This window comes from Streptomyces sp. NPDC096176 (assembly GCF_044763255.1).
Lineage (GTDB): Bacteria > Actinomycetota > Actinomycetes > Streptomycetales > Streptomycetaceae > Streptomyces.
The window spans coordinates 251,829-271,409 of record NZ_JBIWFV010000009.1 but is presented as its reverse complement, the minus strand read 5'-3'; the positions used below and the strand labels follow the sequence as shown (position 1 = coordinate 271,409).

Annotated in this window: 20 protein-coding genes; 15 read left to right on the top strand and 5 right to left on the bottom strand. The window is 70.5% G+C overall.

Features of this window, described 5'->3' with window-relative positions; translation table 11 throughout:
- From ACIQ7Q_RS25595 to griF, 10 genes are all read left to right on the top strand, one after another.
- Positions 1–78: adenosylhomocysteinase (locus ACIQ7Q_RS25595; protein ID WP_403866536.1), on the top strand; the 78-nt coding region annotated here is incomplete at its 5' end.
- Between the two features lie 97 nt (positions 79–175).
- The gene (locus tag ACIQ7Q_RS25590; protein WP_403866493.1) at positions 176–1,312 is read left to right on the top strand and encodes a LuxR C-terminal-related transcriptional regulator; all 1,137 of its coding nucleotides are present in this window, start codon (positions 176–178) and stop codon (positions 1,310–1,312) included.
- Between the two features lie 382 nt (positions 1,313–1,694).
- Entirely contained in the window at positions 1,695–2,315 is a 621-nt protein-coding gene (locus ACIQ7Q_RS25585; protein WP_403866490.1) for an NADPH-dependent F420 reductase, read from the top strand.
- Between the two features lie 53 nt (positions 2,316–2,368).
- On the top strand, positions 2,369–3,307 hold the full coding sequence (locus ACIQ7Q_RS25580) for a BTAD domain-containing putative transcriptional regulator (protein WP_403866488.1): 939 nt from the start codon (positions 2,369–2,371) through the stop codon (positions 3,305–3,307).
- 194 nt (positions 3,308–3,501) lie between these two features.
- A complete protein-coding gene (locus ACIQ7Q_RS25575; RefSeq protein ID WP_403866485.1) occupies positions 3,502–4,872 on the top strand; it encodes an FAD-binding oxidoreductase in 1,371 nt (456 codons plus the stop codon).
- Between the two features lie 73 nt (positions 4,873–4,945).
- Positions 4,946–6,304 (top strand): MFS transporter, encoded by a 1,359-nt coding sequence (locus ACIQ7Q_RS25570; RefSeq protein WP_403866483.1) that lies wholly within the window; start codon positions 4,946–4,948, stop codon positions 6,302–6,304.
- A gap of 149 nt (positions 6,305–6,453) precedes the next feature.
- A complete protein-coding gene (locus tag ACIQ7Q_RS25565) occupies positions 6,454–7,512 on the top strand; it encodes a phenazine biosynthesis protein (protein ID WP_403866480.1) in 1,059 nt (352 codons plus the stop codon).
- Positions 7,512–8,882, top strand: a complete 1,371-nt coding sequence (locus ACIQ7Q_RS25560) for an aldehyde dehydrogenase family protein (RefSeq protein WP_403866477.1) — start codon at positions 7,512–7,514, stop codon at positions 8,880–8,882. The genes ACIQ7Q_RS25565 and ACIQ7Q_RS25560 overlap by 1 nt, the downstream gene beginning before the upstream one ends.
- 46 nt (positions 8,883–8,928) lie before the next feature.
- Positions 8,929–9,315, top strand: a complete 387-nt coding sequence (locus ACIQ7Q_RS25555) for a tyrosinase family oxidase copper chaperone (protein WP_403866474.1) — start codon at positions 8,929–8,931, stop codon at positions 9,313–9,315.
- A gap of 27 nt (positions 9,316–9,342) precedes the next feature.
- Positions 9,343–10,263, top strand: a complete 921-nt coding sequence (gene griF / locus ACIQ7Q_RS25550) for a grixazone synthase (protein ID WP_403866471.1) — start codon at positions 9,343–9,345, stop codon at positions 10,261–10,263.
- Between the two features lie 358 nt (positions 10,264–10,621).
- Here the strand turns inward: griF and griH are convergent, their stop codons facing one another.
- From griH to ACIQ7Q_RS25535, 3 genes are all read right to left on the bottom strand, one after another.
- Positions 10,622–11,728 (bottom strand): 3-amino-4-hydroxybenzoic acid synthase, encoded by a 1,107-nt coding sequence (griH, locus tag ACIQ7Q_RS25545; RefSeq protein WP_403866468.1) that lies wholly within the window; start codon positions 11,726–11,728, stop codon positions 10,622–10,624.
- 76 nt (positions 11,729–11,804) lie between these two features.
- On the bottom strand, positions 11,805–12,629 hold the full coding sequence (locus ACIQ7Q_RS25540) for a 2-amino-3,7-dideoxy-D-threo-hept-6-ulosonate synthase (RefSeq protein WP_403866465.1): 825 nt from the start codon (positions 12,627–12,629) through the stop codon (positions 11,805–11,807).
- 18 nt (positions 12,630–12,647) lie between these two features.
- Positions 12,648–13,943, bottom strand: coding sequence for an aspartate kinase (locus tag ACIQ7Q_RS25535; RefSeq protein WP_403866462.1), 1,296 nt, complete (start codon positions 13,941–13,943; stop codon positions 12,648–12,650).
- A 290-nt stretch (positions 13,944–14,233) separates the two neighbouring features.
- On the opposite strand from ACIQ7Q_RS25535, the gene ACIQ7Q_RS25530 reads away from it, so the two are divergent.
- From ACIQ7Q_RS25530 to ACIQ7Q_RS25510, 5 genes are all read left to right on the top strand, one after another.
- Positions 14,234–15,073, top strand: a complete 840-nt coding sequence (locus ACIQ7Q_RS25530; protein WP_403866460.1) for an NmrA family NAD(P)-binding protein — start codon at positions 14,234–14,236, stop codon at positions 15,071–15,073.
- Between the two features lie 101 nt (positions 15,074–15,174).
- A complete protein-coding gene (locus ACIQ7Q_RS25525) occupies positions 15,175–15,825 on the top strand; it encodes a hemerythrin domain-containing protein (RefSeq protein ID WP_403866458.1) in 651 nt (216 codons plus the stop codon).
- 83 nt (positions 15,826–15,908) lie between these two features.
- Positions 15,909–16,397, top strand: coding sequence for a DUF1772 domain-containing protein (locus ACIQ7Q_RS25520; protein WP_403866455.1), 489 nt, complete (start codon positions 15,909–15,911; stop codon positions 16,395–16,397).
- Between the two features lie 123 nt (positions 16,398–16,520).
- Positions 16,521–17,519, top strand: coding sequence for an AraC family transcriptional regulator (locus ACIQ7Q_RS25515; RefSeq protein ID WP_403866452.1), 999 nt, complete (start codon positions 16,521–16,523; stop codon positions 17,517–17,519).
- Between the two features lie 124 nt (positions 17,520–17,643).
- Positions 17,644–18,120, top strand: a complete 477-nt coding sequence (locus tag ACIQ7Q_RS25510) for a hypothetical protein (protein ID WP_403866533.1) — start codon at positions 17,644–17,646, stop codon at positions 18,118–18,120.
- Positions 18,121–18,236: 116 nt separating this feature from the next.
- On the opposite strand, the gene ACIQ7Q_RS25505 is transcribed toward ACIQ7Q_RS25510, so the two are convergent.
- Together ACIQ7Q_RS25505 and ACIQ7Q_RS25500 are read right to left on the bottom strand one after the other, a co-directional pair.
- Complete coding sequence (locus ACIQ7Q_RS25505) at positions 18,237–19,073, bottom strand: alpha/beta fold hydrolase (protein WP_403866449.1); 837 nt, start codon at positions 19,071–19,073, stop codon at positions 18,237–18,239.
- Positions 19,070–19,549: an SRPBCC family protein gene (locus ACIQ7Q_RS25500; RefSeq protein WP_403866446.1), complete on the bottom strand. Its 480-nt coding sequence runs from the start codon at positions 19,547–19,549 to the stop codon at positions 19,070–19,072. Before ACIQ7Q_RS25500 ends, ACIQ7Q_RS25505 begins: the two co-directional genes overlap by 4 nt.
- Between the last annotated feature and the right edge of the window lie 32 nt (positions 19,550–19,581).

The window sequence follows — 19,581 nt, the reverse complement described above, 5'->3', positions numbered from 1 at the left end:
ACCCTGCGCCCGGAGCAGGCCTCCTACATCGGCGTCGAGGTCGACGGCCCGTACAAGCCGGACCACTACCGCTACTGACCACGCCGCGCAGCACACCACTGCAGGCCCGCTCGAGCCCGGCCACCCCCTCACTTGAGGGGTTGGCCCGGCCTGCGGCGGCTGCGAGGATCGAGCGGTGACCAGGCCCAGTTCCTCGCGTACCGAGATCGGCCGCACCGAGCTGCTCTCCCGGACCTCGAAGGCGACCGACGCCCTCGGCATGTTCGAAGAGGCGTCGGACATGCTGCGCAAGCTCCTGCCGTACGACGCCGCCGTCTGGCGGGTCACCGACCCGGTGACCGGCATGATGACCGCCCCCATCCGCGCCGAGAATCTCGACGAGGGGGGCTGCGCCGTCTACTGGGAAAGCGAACTGTTCACCGAGAACGTGAACCTCTTCCGCGATCTGACCCGCGCGGCCGTCCCCGTCGCGGGGCTGCGCCAGGCGACCGGCGACCTGCCGGCCCGCAGCACCCTCTACCAGGACTTCATGCGCCCACGCGGACTCCAGGACGAACTGCGCGCCGTACTGCGCATCGGCGGGCAGCCCCAGGGGCACATCAGTCTCTTCCGCGCCAAGGGCCGCGAAGCGTTCCAGGCCACCGACACCAAGCTCGTCGCGTCGCTCATCACGCCCCTGGCCCGCAAGCTGCGTTCGTTCGCCGAACCCTCACCGTCCCCGCAGCCGCTCCCGGACGCCCCCTACGGACCGGGCCTGCTGCTGTTCGCCCCGTCGGGCCTGCTGCTGTCGGCCAACGACGATGCCCGTACACACCTGCGGGACCTGCCCGAAGGACCCTCGACACCCTCGCACATGGACCTCCGCGTCCCGGCGTGGGTGCAGTCGACGGCGATGAAGGCCCGCGCCATCGCCCAGGAACGCGACCGCGGCCAGGCCCGGGTCCGGGTGCGCACCCGGTCGGGACGCTGGCTGGTGTGTCACGCCTCGTGCCTCCGTGACGCCGACGGCACACTGGGACCGTCCGCCGTGGTGATCGAGCCGGCGAAGACGTCCGAGATCGTTCCCCTCATCGTCGACGCCTACGAACTGACCGGCCGGGAAACGGAAGTGACGCAGTGCATCGCCCGCGGCCTGCCCACGGGAGAGATCGCCAAGCACCTCCACCTGTCACCGCACACCGTCCGCGACCACATCAAGGCGATCTTCGAGAAGGTCGGCGTCTCCACCCGCGGCGAACTGGTGGGCAAGCTGTTCACCGAGTACTACGCCCCGCTGGCCGAGGACGGCATGGTCCGCGTCCACAACGTCTGACCCACCCCTTCCCCTTCGGCGTCTTCGCAGCGACCGGAACCGAAGAACGGCCGCGCCCGCAGCCGAAAACGCGTCACAGCGGGGCCGAATATGAGCGCACGCGCGATTTTCGGTATTCCTGCCCGGGAAATGGCTGGAACCGCTCCCGTAGGTGTCCTGCTGTTGTTTCCCCACTTCGCCGCCACATCCGGCCCGGCGCGCCGGGTGTGGCGGCTGTTTTGGGTCAGGGAATCCCTTAGGACCCCTTGAATGCGGGATGGGAAACTGTCCACCGAAACGAAAGATTGGCGACGCCGCGCGGGTCCCGATTCCGGGCAGAATCGAGAAGAAGTTCCACGCGTCGGCGTCACTGGTCGGACGGCAGCGGAGGGGCAGCCGAATTATGCGGATCGGGATCATCGGGGCGGGCTGCATGGGACGGGCGATCGCCCACCGGGCCGCCCTGTCGGGGGCTGCGGTGCTACTGGCCGACCGTAGTTCCGGCAAGGCCAGAAGGGCGGCCGCCGAGGCCATGGCGGGCACGTCGGGGAGGGTCACGCCCACCACGGTGGCCGCGGCACTACGGCCCGGCCTGGTGATGCTCGCTCTCGATCATGACGAGGCCCTGGAACTGGCCACCGCCCACGCCGCCACACTGACGGGAAAAGTGCTCGTGGACATGAGCGTCCCCACCCGGCCGGACCCCGCCGTCAGCGCGCTCGAGAAACTCTCGCACGCCGTTCCCGAAGCACGGTGGGTGAAGGCATTCGCGACGGCGGACGCCGAAGCCGTCTTCATGGGAGAAGTCGACGGACAGGTGGTGGACGTATTCGTAGCTTCCGACGATGACCATGCGAAGGTGGACGTCGTTGAGTTCGTGGACCGATCCGGTCTCAGAGCCTTCGATGCCGGAGGGACGGACAGCGCTCGCGCTCTCGAGGAAATGGCACGGCTCGGACGGGAGATCAGCGAGCGCCTGATGCTTGCCAGAAGCTGGAGCTACAAGCTCTTGCCCGGTTGGTGATGCGAGAAAGGGCGTCGCCGAAGGGAATGCGTGAATCCAGTTGAGGGGGAACTTTGTCTGCGCATCCTTCGTTTCTGTTACTCGGCCCGCTGGTTGTCCAGGGGGCGCAAGGGGAGGTGCCGCTGGGAGGGAACAGACAGCGGATCCTGTTGACCATGCTGCTGCTCGAGGCCAATCGCGTGGTCGGTGTTGAACGGCTGATCGCCGCGATCTGGAGCGACACACCACCCGTCTCGGCCCGCAGTCAGGTACGCATCTGTGTATCGGGGCTGCGCCGGCAGTTCTCCGCGGCCCGGGTCGGGGCGGCCATCGAGACGCACAAGTCGGGCTACCTGCTCCGGCTTCCGGAACACGAGATCGATCTGTACTGCTTCGAGAACCTGCTGGCGCAGACCCGCTCGGAGAGCAAGACGGCGTGCCGCGAACGCCTGGTGGAGAGACTGCGGTACGCCCTGCAGATGTGGCGGGGACAGATCGGCGCGGGCCTGGACAGCGCACTGCTGGAATCAAGTGCCCTCAAATTCCACGAGGACCGGTCCGCCGCACTCGAGTGCCGGTTCGAACTCGAACTCCAACTGGGCCAGTACCGGCGGATCGTGGGTGAGCTGACCCAGCATGTGGCCGAGCACCCGTTCCGTGAGACGCTGTGCGCCCAGCTGATGATCACGCTGCATCGCTGCGGCCGCACGGCAGAAGCGCTGTCCCTGTTCCGCGAGACCCGCCGGCGCCTGGTCGAAGACCTCGGCATCGAGCCGGGCGAGCGGTTGCGCAGCGTCGAACACAGCATTCTCGTAGGGGATCTGGACGACGGCCCCTCAGGCCCGTGGCCGGCCGAGCCGATCGTGGGAAGCATGCCCGAGCGCCCGGCCGGCCCCGAGGAGTGCGCGCCGGGCCTGGGCCCGCTGAGCATGGAGGACCGGATCACCTTGCTGGAGCAGGAGATCGCCGTGCTGCGCGAGGAACAGAGCCGGGTGTCGCGGCAGCGCCGCTGAACGGCCGCCCCGCACGGGGCGGGAGCGATCGAAACGGCCTTGTGTCACCCCCTCAGCTGAGGGGGTGACACAAGGCCGTTGCCCTGGGTGAAGGGGGATGGGAGGTCCTTCCCGCCGGGACAAGACTGCTGGTCGGGCGCCCGCACAGCGAGTCGAGTACGGGCGCGGAACGCACAGCAGGGAGGGACAGCAACGTGGTGGCACAGAACGCAGCAGGCCGCGTCATCTCCGAAGAGCAGGTCGGCCGTCTCATCGGCCGTCTCAAAGGTGAGATCTTCCTACCGGGTGACGCGGGTTACGACGCCGAACTCTCCGGTTTCAACCTGATCGCGCAGCACCGGCCCGCGATCGTCGTGGCGGCTGTCACCGGCGACGACATCGCCGCTGCGGTCTCCTTCGGCGCCGAACTGGGCCTTCCCGTCGGAGTCCAGGCCACCGGCCACGGCATCGCGGCGCCCGCCGAGGACGGCGTGCTGGTCACCACCCGCAGGATGAACACGGTCACGGTCGACCCCCTCGCCCGCATCGCGCACGTCGAGGCCGGCGCCCAGTGGCATCAGGTCATCACCACCGCCGCGTACCACGACCTGGCCCCGCTCAACGGCTCGTCCCCTCTCGTAGGCGTCGTCGGATACACGCTCGGCGGCGGCCTCGGACCGCTGGGACGCCGCTACGGCTACGCCGCCGACCACGTCACCCGCATCCGGATCGTCACCGCCGACGGCCGGATCCGGTGGGTCACACCCCATCAGCACAGCGACCTCTTCTGGGCGTTGCGGGGCGGCAAGGGCAGCTTCGGCATCGTCCTCGCCCTCGAGTTCCGCCTGATGCCGGTGCAGCGACTGTACGGCGGCGGCATCTACTTCGCCGGCGAGCTGGCGGGCCGGCTCCTGCGGACCTGGCAGCGCTGGACGCAGCACGTTCCCGAGGAGATGACCTCGTCCGTGGCGCTGCTGCGGCTGCCCGAACCGGTCGCACCGGGCTACCCCCGAGGACGGCTCGCCGCGCATCTGCGCATCGCCTTCACCGGCTCCGAGGAGGAGGGCGAACGGCTGGTGCGGCCACTGCGCGCCGTCGGCCCGGCCCTCATCGACACGGTGGGGGAGATGCCCTACTCAGCGGTCGCCGACATCCACCACGACCCGACCGAACCGATGCCCTACCACGAGCGCAACATCGTCCTGGACCGGCTGGACCACGACGCGGTGGAGAACCTGCTGGCCCTGGTGGGCGCCGAGTCGTCGTGCACCGATCCCATGGTCGAGGTGCGCCAGCTCGGGGGCGCGCTCTCCCGCCCCGCCGAGATCCCGAACGCCGTGGGCCGCGATGGTGCGTTCGTCCTGTCCACCCTCTCCCGCCCCTCCTCGCCCGACCAGGTACTGACCGCGATGAGCCCGTGGGGCACCGGCCGCAGGTACCTGAACTTCCTCGCGGGCCCCGACACCGCCGAAGCGGCCGCCGAAAGTTTCGACCGGCCCACGCTGGAACGGCTGGCGCGCGTCAAGGCGGCCTACGACCCGCAGAACCTCTTCCGGATCGGCCACACCATCGCACCCCGCTCCTAGGCAGCCCGGCCCGCCGGCGCGCCCCTGCTGCCGGCCGGACACCGCCCACCGACCGACCAGACAAGGACTATCCATGAACGCCAAGCCGGCCGCGCCCACGACCGCGGCCTCCGCTCCCCAGGGAACCACCGTCAGCGCCCGCTCCGCAGGCCTGCGTTACGGTGCTCTCTTCGGCCCTGTCGTCTTCGGCGTCACCGCCGCAGGCGTCGCCCTGCCCGACGTGGCGGAAGCCCTGGGCACCACCGGCTCGGCCACCGGCTGGGTCCTGACCGCCCACGCCCTCGCCCTCGGCGTCGGGACAGCGCTGTTCGGGCGGTTGGCCGACACCAAGGGCGTGCGCGCCTCCCTGCTCCTCGGCTCGCTCGTCCTCGCCGTCGGCGCCCTCATCTGCCTCGTCGCACCCGACCTGGGCACCCTGGTGGCAGGCCGCTTCGTCCTCGCCGCCGGCTCCGGCGCCATGGCGTCCGGCGCTTTGGCCCTGTCCGCCGCCTCGGCGCCCGCCGACCGACCCAAGGTCCTCGCCGGCTTCGGAGCGACCATGGCCTTCTTCTCCGCCGGCGCCACCCTCGTCGGAGGGGTCTTCACCGAGTGGCTGACATGGCGGCTCACCCTCGTCCTGCCGGTGTTCTCCCTGCTCGCCGTCCCCCTGTGCCTGCGCCACGCCGCCCGGCGCGGCTCCGGCCGCCCCATGGACCTGCTGGGTGCGTCCCTGCTCACCGTGGCAGCGACCTCGTTCCTGCTGCTGATCCAGGCATCCGCGCTCGGTCTGCCGGCCCCGCTGGTCGTCGGCATCACAGCCGCTCTGGTACTCGGCGCCGCCGGCCTCGTGTGGCGCACCCGCACGTCGCCGGTGTCCTTCGTCCCCCGCCGGCTGGTGACCGACAGCGTCTTCCTGCGGGCCGCCGTCGTCGGCATCGGCGTCTACGGCGGGCTGTTCGCCGCCATGTACGCCGTACCGCAACTGCTGGTCCGCGAGCACGGCTGGAGCGTCCTCGCCGTCGGCGTCTGGCTTCTGCCGGGCGCGGCACTGGGTGCGCTCCTGTCCCGTGCCGCCGGCGGACTGACCTCCGGCAACGACGGCGGCAGCCGGCTCCTCGCGGCCATCGCCGGCGCGACCGCCGGGGTGCTTGCCGGCACCCTGACGTCCGGCGGCCCCGCCCAGCTGATCATCGGCGCCTCCCTGGGATTCGCCGCGTTCGCCGTCACCCAGGTCGTCACCACGGCGCTGATGTCCCAGCGCGTCGAACCCGCCCTGCGCGGTGGGGCCATGGGCCTGCTCAACCTGTCGTTCTTCGTCGGCGGCGGAGTCGGCAGCGCGACCGTGGGAGCACTCGCCAAGTCGATGTCGCTGTCCACCTCGCTCGGCGTCATCGCCGCCTTCCCGCTCGTCGCCGGTCTGGTCGCCCTCACCCTGGCCAGGCGACCGGCCTGAGCGCTCCGGGTCTGTCCGGCCCCGATCCGCCGGACAGACCTCGGACGATGCCGGCAGGAGGGGACAGAACCCGGCCGATACAGCGGCGATAGACAGCTGCCCCACGATGACGTGAGCCGGTCGTACGTGACGAGGAGAGCACGAGAGGCATGACACCAACCACCGATTCAGCATTCGACAGCCACCTACGCAAGTCGATGGCCTGGCACTTCGGCGACGACACGGGTTCCCCCTTCTGGCTCGGCAAGCGGGACTCACTCGGCTTCGACCCCGTCACCGAGGTCCACACCATGACCGACCTCACCCGCTTCCCCGACATCAGCACCGAACTGCGCACCGTCCCCGCTCGGCAACTGATACCGCGAGGACTGCAGGACCGGCCGTTCCGCGTCTACGACTCCGGCGGCACAACCGGCGACCCCAAGCGCATCGTGGACAGCGGATACCGGGCGCGGATGCTGGAGTGGGCCAGGGACCGGCTCATCGAAACCGGCGTCCCGGCGACCGGGAACTGGCTGCACCTCGGCCCCGGCGGCCCGCATGTCATCGGTTACGACGTGTCGCGCTACGCCGCACTCGGCGGAGGTGTCCTCTACACGGTCGACCTGGACCCGCGCTGGGTCAAACGGCTGCTCGCCGCCGGCCGCGCCGACGACGCGGACGAATACGTCCAGCACCTGCTCGACCAGGCGCAGACGATCCTCGAAACCCAGGACGTCGCCGTCCTCAACACCACCCCGCCGCTTCTCGAGGCCATCTGCGCCCGGCCCCGGCTGCACCGGCTGGTGAGGGACAAGGCCGAAGCGATCATCTGGGCGGGCACGTCCATCAGCGCCGAGAGCCTGCGCCAGCTGGACGAGACCTTCTTCCCCGACACCGCGGTCGTCGGGATCTACGGCAACAGCTTGATGGGCGTGGCGCCCCAGCGCGTCCCCGCCCAGGGCGACGGCCATCCCTGCGTCTTCGAACCCTTCCCCGACACGACCAGGCTCGAGCTCGTCGACGAAAAGGGCCGGCCCGTGGCGTACGGAGAGCGCGGCAGGGTCCGGCTCCATGCGGTCACCGAGGAGATGTTCCTGCCCAACATCGCGGAGCGGGACACCGCGGTACGGATCAGGCCGCGCCCCGGCTCGAGCGTGGACGGTCTCGCCGACGTCCAGACATACCGCGCACTCGATGACGTACCCATCATCGAGGGGGTGTACTGATGGCCACCGCGACAGCTCTGATCCCGATCGACCCGCACATCTGCGGACGGACGGTGACCAGCTCCGACCGCACCCGGCTGCCGGGCGTCACGGGCGGCGATCTCGCCGACATCGGCAACGCGCCCCGGCTGCTGGCGCTCGCGGCGCTCAACGACATCCGCGAGCATGCGGACGGCAGGGCGCCGGACGCCGGACTCTTCCCCGCCGCGGCCCGCCTGTTCGCGTCCGGGACGCTGGAGGGCGAGAGCCCGCAGGACTACGCCGCCAGGGTCTCGAGTGCCACCGGACTGACGGCGGCAGCGGTACGGCTGTCGGTCAAGGACCTGGTGACCGAGATCGAGGAACTGCCCCGGACCACGGCCGCCGAACTGCCCCCGACCGGTTTCGGCCAGGGCTTCGAGACGCACTGGGTCCCCCGGGGAAGGGTGTTTGCCGCGGTGATGGCCAGCAACCACCCCGTGCCCAACGTCTCCTGGGTCCAGGCCCTGTTCCACGGCTACAGCGTGCTGGTCAAACCGGGCAGCCGAGACCCGTTCACACCCCGCCGGCTCCTGTCGGCGCTGCTGGCCGCGGGACTGCCCCCCACGAAGGCGGCGTTCCTGCCCTGCTCCCACCGCACCGGCGACTTCCTGCTGCAGGAGGCCGACCGCAGCATCATCTACGGCGGTGACCGTGCCGTGGCCAAGTGGCAGCACCGTGACTCGGTCGCGGTGCGCGGACCCGGCCGCACCAAGGCCCTGCTCGACCAGGACCTCGACGACTCGACGGTGCGACACCTGGCGCTGTCGGCCTCCTTCGACGGCGGCACACGATGCACCAACCTCTCCGCCGTCCTCACCACCCGCCCGGTGGAACAGGTGGCCGACCGGCTCGCCGAGCACCTGAGTCTCCTGCCGTCACTGACCGCCACGGAGGAGAAGGCCACGCTGCTCGTCGCCGACCGGAGCCGGGCGCAGAGGATACGCGAACAGGTCGCCGCCCTGCGCTTCGAACTCACCGACCACAGTGCCCGCTTCGACACCGGCGAGACAGTCGTCCCGTTGAAAGACGGATCGTTCCTGCTGCGCCCCTTGGTGCTCTCCGCCGACCGGGCCGACCACCCGGCCGTCGGTACGGAACTGCCCTTCCCCTTCGTGGTGGTCGCGCCCTGGACGGCATCCGACGGACTGCGGCCGCTGCGCGACTCCCTGGTCCTGAACCTGTTGACCAATCGGACCGAGCTGGCGGAGGCCGCCGTACGCGAACCGAGCGTACGCAAGGTGACCCGCGGACACGTCCTGCCGTGGACCGCCGTCCCAGGTATTCCGCACGACGACAACTACACCCAGTTCCTCCTGGAGCCGAAGGGTGTCGTGGCCGCCCAGCAGTGAAGAAGCGGCCGCCGTTCCTGCCCCTCAGTCAGAAAGGCACCGAAGCATGTCCTTGACCAGGCGAGAGGCGATCACCGCCACGTCCGCGGCGGCGCTGGTCGCAGCAGCGGCCGCCGTCCCCTTCGCGACCCGAGCACTCCCGCCCGGGGCGCCCGCTGCGCGGGAGGCCGCGGCCGGCTCCGGAGCCGGCGACCACACCGAGACCTATCAGGGCCGCACCATACGCGTCGCCGCCGCATCGGCCGGCGGCGGTGTGTTCATCGACGGCCGCCCCCTGCACCTGATGAAGTTCGCCGACGACGCCTACCTCAGCTCCATGTGCCACTACGAGATGGCCCCCACTCCGCTGCACGCCGCCCGCCGCGCCGTCGAGGAACTGCGCGGCGCCGCCCTGCTGCCTTCGGGCCACGGCTCCCACATCACCCACGTCTGAGCGCTGCAGCGAAGGGAACGACCCGACATGGTGCACGTCCGCAAGAACCACCTGGACATGAGCGACGAGGAGAAGCGCCGCTTCGTCCACGCTGTCCGCGAGATCAAGAGACGAGGGATATACGACCAGTTCGTCGCCCTGCACATAAAAATCAACTCGACGGACTACCTCGACAAGGAGACCGGCAAGCGGCTCGGTCACATCAACCCCGGATTCCTGCCCTGGCACCGCCAATACCTGCTGAGGTTCGAGCGGGAACTGCAGAAGGTCGACCCGCGCGTCACCCTTCCGTACTGGGACTGGTCCATCGACCACGGTGAGGACTCGCCCCTGTGGGACGAGACGTTCATGGGCGGCAACGGGCGCCCCGGCGACCGGCGCGTGATGACCGGTCCCTTCGCCAGGGACAACGGCTGGGTACTGAATGTGAGCGTCGTGCCGGTCGGCGACGAGAACCCGGCCCTCAACGGCCACTACACCCATGACGACCGCGACTACCTCGTACGGGACATGGCCACCCTCACCGACAGGCTGCCGACCCCCGAGGAACTCGACGACACCCTCGCCCTCCCGGTCTACGACTGCCCACCGTGGAACCACACCTCGGGCGGGCAGGAGCCGTTCAACAGTTTCCGCAACCACCTGGAGGGCTACACCAAGTTCCCCTGGGAGAAGACGGTCGGCAAGCTGCACGCGGCCGGCCACGTCTGGGTCGGCGGGCACATGATGTACATCGGCTCCCCGAACGATCCGGTGTTCTTCCTCAACCACTGCATGATCGACCGGTGTTGGGCGCTGTGGCAGCAGCGGCACCCCGACGTGCCGCACTACCTGCCGCAGACCGACACGAGGGACGTTCCCGACCTGAACACCCCCCTCGGTCCCTGGCACACGATGACCCCCAAGGACCTCATCGACCACACGAAGTGGTATCGCTACGACAAGTAGGGCCCCTGGCAGCGCCGGACAGCGATTCCCCCTCCCGCTGTCCGGCTCTGTCGTGCGCGCGCACACCCCCGACGCGCGCCCCGGCCGCTGCGAGTCCCCGGGGCCTCGGCCGGGTCGCCGGGCATCGGCCCGGCCGGGGCGGCGGTGGCCTCCCCTGGGCGGGCGGGGCGCTGGTGAGCCGAGGAGCCGGGGGGAACTGCGCCGTCTTCGCGTTCGCCGGAGCCGTGGCGGTGCTGTGTGCCGTCGCCCTCCTTCCCCGTGTTCCTCTCCCATGCCCTGAAACGCCGCAGGCCGTGCCCCCTGGAACGGAGGGGGCACGGCCTGCGGCGTCGGGCGGGAGGTGCACCGCCGGCCGGAGCTACTTCTCGAGGCAGAACTCATTGATCGGGTAACCGACATGACGGTCCTCGCTCGGCAGGTACCCGAGCACGGTGTCGCCCGGCTTCAGCTCGGTGCTGTTCAGGACGGTGCCGCCCGGACCCAGAACCCGCACATGCCAGTCGTCCTGGAGGATCAGGTTGACCCGCCGTCCGTCGGGTGACTCGGCGTCGATCGAGATGAGCGGCCGGGACTCGATCTTCACCCGGCCGACCGTCACCAGCCGGGTGTTGCCCTTGATGTCCACGGCGGTGACCTTGCTGCCGGCCTTCAGTTCGCTCAGGTAGTTGGTGCGCTCGTCCTTGCCCAGCGTGTAGGAGTGGATGGCACCAGCGTTGACCCGGAAGGGCCGGGTGGGCATGTACGGCAGCGGGTGGGTCTCGCTGACGCAAAGGATCATGCCCTTGGAGTGCGAACCGACCAGGATGCCCTCGTCCTCACGGAAGTGGGTGCAGGTGTCGACGCACGCGCGCTCACCCATACCGATGTGACTGGTCTCGACGACGCGCAGTTCGGTGAGGTTGACATTGGGCACCTCGGCCTCGGCCGCCCGCTTGAGAGCAGCGGTGTCACCGACCGCCTTCGGCGCCATCATCACACCGTCGGAGCCGTGCTCCAGCACACCGAAGATGATCTCCGCCTCCTCGACGTCCTGGGCGACCGTGATCAGGGAACCGGTGGCCCGGGCCGCGGCGGCAATCACGATCTCCAGCGGGATCTTCGTCGGGTCGCGGAACAGCAGCACGCTCCACTTCTCCGTACGCGCCGACTCGCACGCGTCCTCGAGCGTGGGCGCGTCCACGATCTCGACGAAGCGGCCGAACTCCAGATCGGGGTGTATCAGGGCGAGTTCGGCGGGGGTGACCTGGTGCCTCGCCGGGTCGACGATGACGACGGAGGCGTCACCGAAGTCCTCCGGCAGGGGCTTGCCCACCGGCATCAGCACCTTGGCCACCGTGGGGGGCAGGTCCCGCAGGTCCGCGGGGTCGTCCGCGACGATCGCCTCGACCCGGTGGTGCAGGGCCTCCTGGACGATGGCGCCACGGGCTTCGCCCAGGGAACGGATGTCGAGCCAACTGATCTTCACCGAAGGACTCCTTGGTTCGCGTCGGGTCGTGAAAAGGTCGGAAAGGGAAAGTGCGGTGCGGCCTGCGGCGACCGGCTCAGGCCGCCGCGGCTCCTTTGGCCGGCCGGGCCGGCTTCCTGCCGTGGATGAGGCCGGACAGCCGGTCCGCCATCGCGCCGGGATCCGGCGCCTGGAAGACGTTGCGCCCCATGGCGACTCCCGCAGCACCGCCGTCCAGGGCTTCCTCGACATAGGCGAGGGTGGCGGCCGTGTCACGGTTGCGCGGCCCGCCGACCACCACCACCGGCAGCGACGACGTGCTCGTGATCTCGTACATCTCGGGAACGGAGCCGACGTAAAGGGTCTTGACGAGATCGGCGCCCAGGTCGGTCGCCAGCTGCACCGCGTGCGCGACGAGCGCCGGATCGCGCGGATTCTCGATCTTCGGGCCGCGGGGGTACATCATGGCCATCAGTGGCACGTTCCAGCGGTCGCAGGCTTCCGCCACCGTGGCCATGTCGGCTATCTGGTTCCGCTCCTCGTCGGAGCCGAGGTTGACGTGGACGCTGACCGCGTCGGCTCCCAGCCGCAGACTCTCCTCGACACTCGCCACCAGGTACTTGGCGTCGGGGTCGGGCGCGTGGACCGTGCTGGCACTGAGATGCACGATCAGGGAGGTCCGGGTGAACCATTCCGGATCGACGTAACGCAACGCGCCCTTGTGCAGGACCACGCCGTCGACATGGTGCGACGCGAGCTGGCCCACGAGTGTGTCGAGACGGTTCCCGCCGGTCAGCGGCCCGTCGGTGACGGAATGGTCGAGAGGGACGATGAGCAGCCGGTCAGGATCGTGACGGTACAGCCGCTGGAGACGGAGCTTCCGGGCGAACGAGTGATTGATCACCGAAGTGTTGACGGGCATGAGCGCTTCCGATCGATGTCAGGTTCTGCGGGCGAGCCGGAGTGAGGCGGAATCGGTGACGGCGTCCAGCCCGAACTCGCTGTGCAGCACGCCCACCGCGCGCCGCGTCTCGCCGCTGGGCACGGTGACCGACACACGGAGCTGCGAGGCGGACAGGCAGCGTGCGGTGATGCCGGACGCCGTGAGCGAAGCGAGCAGCCTGGCCGCGTACTCGGGGCGACTGAGCAGGCCCTTGCCGACGATCGACACCTTGGCAATCTCGTCGTCCACCTCCATCCGCAGGGGCACCTCACTGCCGGTCAGTGCCTCGCGGACCAAAGGGACATGGGAAGGGCTGACGGTGAGCCCGATGGTCCGGCCGCCGCCCGGCCGCTCCACCACCGTGGTCATGTCGGCAGGCACGGTCTGCTGGGCGAGGATCCGGAAGACCGCCAGGGCGGGGTCCTCACGGGTTTGTGTGGTGTGCAGGGTGACCCGGACGATGTCCTGGTCGTCCACGACCGCCATGACGGCAGCCTTGGCCTCGAGCATGTCCTCTCCGTCTCTCTTGTGGATCCGGGTGCCGGCCTGCGCCGCGGCGGAGTGACCCACATGGATGTCGACTCCGTAGAGGTCCGCGAGCTCCACCGCGCGGGAATGCACGACCTTCGCGCCGGCGAAGGCCATCTCGGCCATGACGTCGATGCCGATGTCGGGCATGAGCCGGGCGTGGGGAACGATCCTGGGGTCGGCGGTGAGCACGCCGGCGACATCGCTGTAGATCTCGCAGTGACGGGCGCGCAGTTCGGCGGCCACGGCGACCGCAGTGGTGTCCGATCCACCGCGGCCGAGGGTGATGGCGTCCCCGTCGGCGGTGACTCCCTGGAACCCCGCGACCACCACGACCCGGCCGGACTCCAGAAGCCGCCACATGCGTTCGGTGTCGATGGCGACGATGATTCCCGAACCGTGCGGCCCGGTGGCCAGGATGCCGCTCTGTGCTCCCGACAAGGCCGTGGCGCAGACGCCCGTGCGATGAACGGCCATGGCCATCAGCGCGGCGGACGCGGTCTCCCCCGTGGCGAGGAGCTGGTCGAGTTCGCGGCCGGCCGCCGCCGGGGTGAGGGCCTCGGCCTGACGGATCAGATGGTCGGTGGTCCTGCCCTGGGCCGACACCACCGCGACCACACGCCGGCCGGATCGCGCCACCGAAGCGATGCGCCGGGCCACGGCGTGGACCTGCTCGGTGGTGGCCAGCGAACTGCCACCGTACTTCTGCACCACCACTTCGCTCGGGACTTCGCCGGCGGGCGCCGTCATATCGCCTCCGCTCATCAAACCGGTGTCTGACCGCTCCTGGGATCAGCTTGCGCGAGGGGGATATTGACGCCGTTATCTCCGTGCACCGCGGCGGTATCGGCCGTGCATCGCGGTCGAACCGGCCACCGGTCTGGAGACCGGCTCGCGGCCCGCTCGAGAAACCGCCCCACGCCATGGCCGCCCGGCACGGTGCTGCCTACCCTGACCGGGGGTCGCACCGCACCCCGCTCCTCCTGAGACGCACGCTTATGGAGTTGAGCGCTTCGACTATGGCTCGTCTCACCGCACTGGAGTTGACTCATCACATGACGAACACACAGAACACGCAGACGACCGAGACGAAGACGACGCTGGTGATCGGCGGCACCGGCAAGACCGGCCGCAGGGTCGCCGAGCGGCTCACCGCACAAGGCCTTCCGGTGCGCATCGGATCACGCTCCGCCGAGCCGCGGTTCGTGTGGGAGGACTCCTCCACATGGGACGCCGCGCTCGAGGGCGTCGGCGCCGTCTACGTCACCTACTACCCCGACCTCGCCTTCCCCGGCGCCGACGAGCACGTCGCCGCCTTCTCCAAGCTCGCCGTCTCCAAGGGCGCCACCCGCCTCGTGCTGCTCTCCGGCCGCGGCGAGGAAGGCGCCGTGATCGGCGAGAACAAGCTCAAGGAGTCCGGCGCCGACTGGACCGTCGTGCGCTCCAGCTTCTTCAACCAGAACTTCGACGAGAGCTTCTTCCTCGAGCCCGTCCTGGCCGGCGAGATCGCCCTGCCGACCGGCGACGCCGTGGAGGCGTTCGTCGACGCCGACGACATCGCCGACGTCGTCGTCGCCGCCCTCACCGACCCCAAGCACATCGGCAAGACCTACGAGCTCTCCGGCCCGCGCCTGCTGAGCTTCCGTGACGTCGCCGAAGAGCTGACCAAGGCCACCGGCCGCCAGATCCAGTACATCCCGATCACCAAGGACGAATACCGGGCCGCCCTGGTCGAGCACGGCCTGCCGGCCGACTTCGCCGAGCTGTTCGAGAACGTCCTCGACGGGCGCAACGCCCACCTGGTCCACGGCGTCGAAGAAGCCCTCGGCCGCAAGCCGAAGGACTTCGCCGACTACGCCCGGGAAGCCGCCGCCCGCGGCGTCTGGAACGTCTGAACCCACCCCTGAGCGCCGGTGCCGCGGACGCGGACCCAACGGACGCACCCGCGTCCGCGGCACCGGACCAGCCCGCACCACCCACCGACCAGGAGGCGGCCATGAGCATCCCCATGTCGAGCGAACGGCTCGACACCCTGCCCGGCCACTTCCACGGCTTCGCCCTGATGCACATCGCCATGCGCCGCGACGCCCACAGGCTGACCGCCGCGGCCCCCCGCCTCACCGCCCGCGGCCTCGACCCCGCCGCCCAGTGGTGGCGCCACCTGCGCGACGTCATCGACTGGCACCACCGCAGCGAGGACGACTTCCTGTGGCCAGAACTGCTGCGCCGACACCCGCAGTTCAAACCGCAGGCCGACGAGATCGCCGGCGACCACACCGAACTGGACCGGGCAATGGACCAGGTCACCACCGCACTGTCCACCCCGGCCGGCCTGACCGCACTGCCCGCCGCCGCCGAACACTTCCGCCAGGTCCTCGGCGACCACCTCGCCGAGGAGGAGAAGATCGTCTTCCCCGTCTTCGCGCAGCTGACCTCCCGCGACTACCTCGCCCTGGAACAGCGCCTGGTGCGCACCGCACCCCCCGGCGTCCTGACCTACCTGCCGCCCTGGATGTTCGACGGCGCCGACCGGCACTCCGTGCAGCTCGTCGCCGCCACCATGCCGCCGCCCGTACGGCTGCTCGGCCGCACCGTCCTGCGCCGCCGCTACGAACGCGGACTCGGCGCCGTCCTCGCCCCCCGCTGACGACCGCTCACGCCCCGCGCTGACGACCGCTCACGCCCCCGCGCCCACGCACGACCCACGCACGCCCGCCGGAAGGAAGACCGATGTCCACGGCCCAGCCCGCGCTCTACGCCGCCACCATCGCCATGGGCCTGAGCGCCGGCCTCTACTTCTCCTTCGACGTCTCCGTCATGCCCGGACTCGACCGCGGCGACGACCACACCTATGTGGCCGCCATGCAGAACATCAACGAGGCCATCGAGAACGGCCTGTTCGGACTCGTCTTCTTCGGCGCCTTCCTCGCCACCGGCGTCGCCGGCAGCCGCCTGACCCGCATCGGGCAGCGCACCGCCGCCCGCTGGACCTGGGCCGCGCTCGCCCTCTACACCACCGCCGTGATCCTCACCCTGCGGGTCAACGTCCCCCTCAACAAGCGCCTCGCCGCAGCCGGCCTGCCCCAGGCCGTCGGCGAACTCGCCGACCTGCGCCGGACGTTCAAGGAAACCTGGGTGCCCTCCAACGCGGCCCGCACCCTGGCCTGCACCGCCGCCCTGCTCTGCCTCGGCCGGGCACTGTCGACGCTGCGCCACTGAAGGCGCCGCGTCCCCGAAACTGCGCCCGTCCTGCCGGACGTCCCCCGCACGGCAGGGCGGGCGCAACTCTTTCCCACTCCTCGAGGCCCGACGGCCCTCTCCCCGAGCGATGGGTCGTACGACATGGATGCTCTCACCGGCCTGCTCGAAGGCCCCAAGGCCCGCGGCGCGTTCCTGATCAAGTCGGTCTTCAGCCCGCCGTGGGCACTGCGCGTCGAGGACCGCGCCCCCATCTCCCTGGTCACCATGGTCCGCGGCGACGCCTGGGTCCTGCCCGACCGATCCACCCCCGCACTGCTGCGGCCCGGCGACGTCGCCGTACTGCGCGGCCCCGACCCGTACACCATCGCCGACGCGCAGGACACCGGCGTGCAGATCGTCGTCGGCCCCGAACAGCGCTGCAACACCACCGAAGGCGAGGACGTCACCGACACCATGGCGCTCGGCGTGCGCACCTGGGGCGACGAACTGGGCCAGGGCTCCTCCGTGATGCTCAGCGGCACCTACCAGGCCCCCAGCGAAATCGGCCGCCGCCTGCTCAACGCCCTGCCCACCCTCCTGGTACGCCCCGCCGGCGCCGAGGACAACGCACTCGTCGCCCTGCTCGCCGAAGAGATAGGCCGCGACGAACCCGGCCAGGAACTCGTCCTGGACCGCCTGCTGGACCTGCTGTTCGTCAGCGTGCTGCGCACCTGGCTCGCCGAACCGGGAGCCGGCGCCCCCGCCTGGTACCGGGCCCAGTCCGACGCCACCGTCGGCCCCGCCCTGCGCCTGCTCCACGACAACCCGGGCCAGGCCTGGACGGTGGAGTCCCTCGCCCGCAAGGTCGGCGTCTCCCGCGCGGGCCTGGCCCGCCGCTTCACCGCCGTGGTGGGGGAGCCGCCCATGGCCTACCTGGCGACCTGGCGGCTCACTCTCGCCGCCGACCTGCTGCGCGAACCGGACGCCACGGTCGCCACCGTCGCCCGCCGCGTCGGCTACAGCAGCGCGTTCGCCCTGAGCGCCGCGTTCAAACGCGTCCGCGGCATGAGCCCCCAGGAATACCGCACCACCCGCGCCACCGAACAGGAACTCCCGGCGGGCACCCCGGCCCAGACGATCGTCCTGACCACAACCACCTGACCCCGCACGCTGCCGAGGACGGCACGCCGCTCCGGCCAGTCACTCGAAGCGGGCCACCCGCACCTCCTCTCCCCACGACGGCACGACGGGTTCCGGCGGGCGGTCGTGAGGCAACGCCACTGCCCTGACCGACTACGGCAAGGGCACCACCGTCCTGCGCACGTCGAAGGCCACCTTCGACGCCGATGGCAACGCCACCGCGACGACCTCTCCCCAGGACGCGTACATCGAGCGCACCTACGACGCGCTCGGCGGGATCACCAAGCAGTCCGAGAAGATTACCGACACCACGTCGACCGTCCTGTCCTTCGGCTACGACGCGACCGGCAACCGCACCCGCCTCACCGATGGCAAGGGCAACATCACCCTCTACGCCTTCACCCCGTGGGGCCTGCCCGAATCCACCGTCGAACCTGCCACTGCCGCCCACCCGGCGGAAAGCGACCGCACCTGGAGCACCGTCTACGACCAAGCCGGCCAGGCTGTCACCGACCATCTGCCGGGCGGAGTCCGAAGAGACCGCACCTACGACAATCTCGGTCGACTGGTGCGGGAGACCGGCACCGGAGCCGAAGGACTTGCGTCTATGCAACGTGCATAGATACAAGTCTTTGGAGGCAGATCGCCCCGCCCCCCAAGCGCGAAACGCGAAACGCGGGCGCCCGCACGCCGGAAGTTCCGGCGGCCCGGCGCCCGCACGCGGGCGGAAGCGACCCGTCACCCCACCCGGCCCGCCACCTCCTCGACCGCGCGCACGACCGCGTCGGGTGTCTCCAGCGGCAGCATGTGACCGGCGCCCTCGAGTTCCTCGAACCGGGCGTCCGGCAGTGCCTCGGCCACCGTCCGGCCCAGCGCCGGGGCGATGACCTTGTCGCCGCCGCCGGCCAGGACCACCGCCGGGACGGAGACCCGGGCCAGGTCCGCGCGCAGGTCCATGCCGCGTGTGGAGGCGAACGCGTCGGAGCGCATCTGCGGCGAAGTGGCGGCGAACATTTGCCGGTTGACCTCGCCGGTGCGGGTGTCGGCCCGCTTGCCGAGCATGTTCTGCCCCAGCAGCAGGCGGCCCAGCGCCGGTCGGCCCACCGCCCACGAGAAGACGGGGCTGCCCATCATCCGCACCTCGCTGTCGGGCGTGTCCTGGTCGTGCGCGGCGGTGGCCAGCAGCACCAGGCCGCCCACCCGCGCCCCGGGCGACGCCGCGTACGCCATCGCCGCGAACCCGCCGCCCGAATGCCCGACCACGATCGCGCCGGACGCTTCCACATGCTCGACGACCGCGCCGAGGTCCGCGCCCAGCCGGGGGACCGAGAACGGCTCCCGGCCGAGCGTGGAGGCGCCGTGGCCGCGCAGGTCGTACAGCATGACCCGGTGCCCCTGGCGGATCAGCCGGTCCGCGACCGTGCCCCACACCCGGCGGGCCGCGGCCCAGCCGTGCACGAGGACCACCGTGCGGCCCGAGGGCGTGCCGAGCGGAGCGAGGACGGTCACGGCCAGCCGCGCGCCGTCGTCCGTGACCAGCGTGCTCTCCGTGGCGGCCGGCGCCACCGTCGTCATCGCACCCGCTCCTTCGCCAGCACGTCGCCCAGGGCCACGAACGCGGCGCTGGTGGCCTTGGAGTGCTCGGCGCCGATGTCGGCGACCTTCGCGAGCACCTTCAGCCAGCCGTGCGGGCGGCCGCGGAAGTGCATGCCGATCTTGGTGCGCCGGCCGCCGTCCAGCGGCTCGAGCAGAAAGTCGCTCGGGCCGCGGAAGACACCGTCGACGTACTCGACCGACAGCCGCCGGCCCACCTCGACGGCCGTGGTCCGGGAGGTGAACCGCAGCTTCGGACCGCCCTTGTCGACGCCCTTGGTGTGGACCGTCACCCGCACCTCGCCGCCCACCTCGTCCGGCGAACCGGACGCGGCGACGAAGGTGTTGGCCGGCACCCACCAGCGGGCGCCGCCGCGGAACTCGGCGAGCAGCGCGTCCCAGACGACGTCCGGCGGAGCGTCGAGGACCGCCTCGTCGATCAGGTCGTAACCTGTCATGCCACCTCTCCTGTCGGTGTGCGGGTCAGGGC

What these genes read in the sequence shown, in the direction of transcription:
- ACIQ7Q_RS25530 (WP_403866460.1), top strand. Translation starts at nt 14,234, where the DNA reads ATGACGAACACACAGAACACGCAGACGACCGAGACGAAGACGACGCTG.
- griF (WP_403866471.1), top strand. Translation starts at nt 9,343, where the DNA reads ATGGTGCACGTCCGCAAGAACCACCTGGACATGAGCGACGAGGAGAAG.
- ACIQ7Q_RS25520 (WP_403866455.1), top strand. Translation starts at nt 15,909, where the DNA reads ATGTCCACGGCCCAGCCCGCGCTCTACGCCGCCACCATCGCCATGGGC.
- ACIQ7Q_RS25585 (WP_403866490.1), top strand. Translation starts at nt 1,695, where the DNA reads ATGCGGATCGGGATCATCGGGGCGGGCTGCATGGGACGGGCGATCGCC.
- ACIQ7Q_RS25535 (WP_403866462.1), bottom strand. Translation starts at nt 13,943, where the DNA reads ATGAGCGGAGGCGATATGACGGCGCCCGCCGGCGAAGTCCCGAGCGAA.
- ACIQ7Q_RS25570 (WP_403866483.1), top strand. Translation starts at nt 4,946, where the DNA reads ATGAACGCCAAGCCGGCCGCGCCCACGACCGCGGCCTCCGCTCCCCAG.
- ACIQ7Q_RS25540 (WP_403866465.1), bottom strand. Translation starts at nt 12,629, where the DNA reads ATGCCCGTCAACACTTCGGTGATCAATCACTCGTTCGCCCGGAAGCTC.
- ACIQ7Q_RS25560 (WP_403866477.1), top strand. Translation starts at nt 7,512, where the DNA reads ATGGCCACCGCGACAGCTCTGATCCCGATCGACCCGCACATCTGCGGA.
- ACIQ7Q_RS25525 (WP_403866458.1), top strand. Translation starts at nt 15,175, where the DNA reads ATGAGCATCCCCATGTCGAGCGAACGGCTCGACACCCTGCCCGGCCAC.
- ACIQ7Q_RS25505 (WP_403866449.1), bottom strand. Translation starts at nt 19,073, where the DNA reads ATGACGACGGTGGCGCCGGCCGCCACGGAGAGCACGCTGGTCACGGAC.
- ACIQ7Q_RS25515 (WP_403866452.1), top strand. Translation starts at nt 16,521, where the DNA reads ATGGATGCTCTCACCGGCCTGCTCGAAGGCCCCAAGGCCCGCGGCGCG.
- ACIQ7Q_RS25500 (WP_403866446.1), bottom strand. Translation starts at nt 19,549, where the DNA reads ATGACAGGTTACGACCTGATCGACGAGGCGGTCCTCGACGCTCCGCCG.
- ACIQ7Q_RS25565 (WP_403866480.1), top strand. Translation starts at nt 6,454, where the DNA reads ATGACACCAACCACCGATTCAGCATTCGACAGCCACCTACGCAAGTCG.
- ACIQ7Q_RS25555 (WP_403866474.1), top strand. Translation starts at nt 8,929, where the DNA reads ATGTCCTTGACCAGGCGAGAGGCGATCACCGCCACGTCCGCGGCGGCG.